Origin of the sequence: Mesorhizobium sp. LNJC391B00 (assembly GCF_000502535.1) — a bacterium.
Taxonomy (GTDB): Bacteria; Pseudomonadota; Alphaproteobacteria; order Rhizobiales; family Rhizobiaceae; genus Mesorhizobium.
Map to the genome: position 1 here is coordinate 1 of NZ_AYWI01000035.1, position 2,939 is coordinate 2,939.

The 2,939-nt window shown below is 61.1% G+C and carries 1 protein-coding gene and 1 pseudogene; both read right to left on the reverse strand.

From position 1 onward, the window contains the following. Positions 1–262: 262 nt before the first annotated feature. A complete protein-coding gene (locus X750_RS134350) occupies positions 263–1,054 on the reverse strand; it encodes a hypothetical protein (protein WP_023690711.1) in 792 nt (263 codons plus the stop codon). Positions 1,055–1,632: 578 nt separating this feature from the next. Further along, positions 1,633–2,939 (reverse strand): annotated as a pseudogene (locus X750_RS01000000163585) (ATP-binding cassette domain-containing protein); the annotation flags it as partial.

The window sequence follows — 2,939 nt, forward strand, 5'->3', positions numbered from 1 at the left end:
GCATTTAATGGAGCGGGTCAACAACACCGTCCGGCTGAAAGTTTGGAAGGGATTCATCGTGGTCGGCCGCAAGGGCCCGAACAGGCGAATCCGCCTCCACACCTTCAGGGAGATTTCGGTGCACGACCAGCGCGACGCGCAGGGCTTCGTCACTGTACACGCTGACTGCTCTCGGGCGCCCCGGCCCATGGCAAGTAGCGGAAACGGGAAAGCGCCCGCCCAGGGGGGCGGGGCGGGCGCGGTTCCGTATGGGTTTTCTGGATCAAACGAAGGTGAAGTCGGACGCGGTCAGGCCCAGGTCTGCCACGGTGACCACACCGCCCAGGTGGGCGAACTCGTGCGCGCTGCCGTCGGCGGTGACATAGGCCAGAGTTGCGAGTCTGTCGGTGTAGCTGCTTTGGTAGACAATGATGTCGCCGGCGTGCTCGCCGGAGATCGCACTCGCCGCCTCATTAGCAGAGTTGAAAGATTCGCCAGTGATCACCACGACGTGTTCGCCGTTCGCACCCGAGGCCGCACCGCTGTAGAAGCTGCTCACCGGGTAGCCGGACTGTATGCTGGCGTTGTTGACGAAGTTCGCGCCAAAACCATCGTTGTAGAGGCCCACCGCATCGAAGGCGAACTTGTCCTCCGCCGGGTTGAAATCGGTGATAGTGGTAATGTCCGACGTCGACCCGACAACCCCAGGCACCGGATTGTGGAACTGGAACACGAACGTGTCACTGTCGCTGCCCCCGGTCAACGTGTCCTGGCCGTCACCCACGTAGAGGACATCCTGGCCGGGTCCGCCGCTGAGCCTGTCATTGTCCTCACCGGAGACGCGCGCGTTGAAGCGGCCGTTGTCGCCGGAGAGATCGTCCCAGCCATCTCCGCCGAAGATGCGGTCGTTACCCTTGCCGCCGATGGCTCGGTCACTGCCCGCGCCACCCGAGATCTCGTCGTTGCCGCCACGACCGTCAAGCCAGTCACCGCCCTGGTAACCCTCGATCCAGTCAACACCCTCGGTGCCGAGGAGTGTTTCGGAACTCGGGCCACCTTCGATAATCTTTGCCATTGAAAATACTCCTAATGATGCCCCTGCCTGAGTCGTTCATATTCGTCATCGGACAATTGGAGAAATCGATTGCTTGGATAGGCATACATTTACGAAATGGATGCATTCTCGTTCACTTCGCCCTTCTGCTGAGCAGTTGCGGGCTCGCAGGCGGCGGGGACACGCCCCAGGCAATCGGCCCGAACATTCACACTCAAAGAACGGTCCAGGAAAACTTGGCAACCGGTCGTCCTGGTTGGGCCGCCCTCGGAAGAACGGGCATGGGGCTGTGTTGCCGAGTCGCGCCGGCACTGCCCATTGCGAGCAATGGAACGTTAGGGAGCGCGTTCGCGCGAGCCGAGATCGGAACCGACAGGCGCACCAGGTAGTACGAAATGCCGGGTTCACCAGGATTTCTCCGACCACCCCGCCAGTCGGGTGCTGTATCTTCTCACTAGGAAACGACGACAAAGTGTCCGGACGCTACAACCGCACCGGAGAGATTCGTGAAGGTCGGTCGCCCAGGCTCCGGCTCCTCCCACAAAGATCACGCTCGCCAGAAGGCCCGCCACAAGGTGCCGGCGAATGGACTCGAAACGTCATTGTTCTGATGAATGCCGGACACCGGGATCCTCCATGTCAGCGCGCTCTGCCACGTGATCCTGTGTAGACTGGATGGCCTTCAGGACTTTGGAACGCGCACCGAATGATCGCTGCCGTCCACCTTCCATCACCAACACCAAATCGACGGCGCGGATGGCGCTCGGCCGATGGGCGACGACAACCGCAATGCCCTTGCGCTCGCGCACGGAGGCGATCGCATTAACGACTGCAGCTTCGCCTTCCGCGTCGAGATGGGCATTGGGTTCATCCAGCACGACAAGGAAAGGGTCTCGATAAAGGGCCCGGGCAAGACCGATAAGCTGACGCTGCCCGGCGGAAAGTGCCGATCCGGCCTCACCAATCGGAGTTTCGTATCCGTGCTCAAATCGGAGGATCAGTTCGTGCGTGCCCGCTGCTTTCGCCGCGNAATCGGAGTTTCGTATCCGTGCTCAAATCGGAGGATCAGTTCGTGCGTGCCCGCTGCTTTCGCCGCGGCGACAATAGCCTCAGGGTCAGGATCATCTTCAAAACGAGCGATGTTTTCGGCAATGGTGCCATCGAACAATTCAACACCTTGTGGCAGATAGCCGATGTGACGGCCTAGTGCTTCCCGGTCCCATTGATCGAGGCTTGCGCTGTCGATGCGAACCTTCCCGGCGACCGGCGTCCATGCGCCGACGATGGCGCGCGAGAGTGTCGACTTGCCCGAGCCCGACGGGCCGATGACCCCGAGTGCGCTTCCCGCCTGAATGGCAAACGCAAGGCCGGTCACGGTCGGCTTGCTTTCGCCGGGCGGAACGATTGTCACGCTTTCGAGGCGCAGTTCGCGTTCAGGTGCAGGCATTAGCATAACAGGAGCGGTTTCAGGAACCTTTTCCAAGAGGTCCTCCAGCCGCGCCCAACCCTGGCGCGCCATGAGGAAGGGTTTCCAGCTTGAAATGGCGAGGTCGACCGGAGCCAGCGCACGCCCCATCATGATCGAACTGGCAATCATGACCCCGGCCGTAGCCTCTTCCCTGACGACAAGGTACGCACCGACGGCAAGAATGGCCGATTGCAGCAGCACGCGCAGCGACTTTGAAATGGCACCCAGCCCACCTGCCACATCCCCAGCTTTCCGGTTGGCGGCCAGACACTTGGCATTGGCCTTTTGCCATCGGGCAGCGATCCGCTTTCCAAGACCGAGAGCTTGCACGACCTCGGCATTGCAACGCGCTGCTTGCAGCAGACCATTGCGTGCCATGTTGTGGGCAACGGTATCGCTTATCGGCCCTTGCGAGAGAGTGTTGGCAAGGAGTGTCAG

Excerpts from the sequence above, each read along its gene's own strand:
- X750_RS134350 (WP_023690711.1), bottom strand. The coding sequence starts at position 1,054 with ATGGCAAAGATTATCGAAGGTGGCCCGAGTTCCGAAACACTCCTCGGC.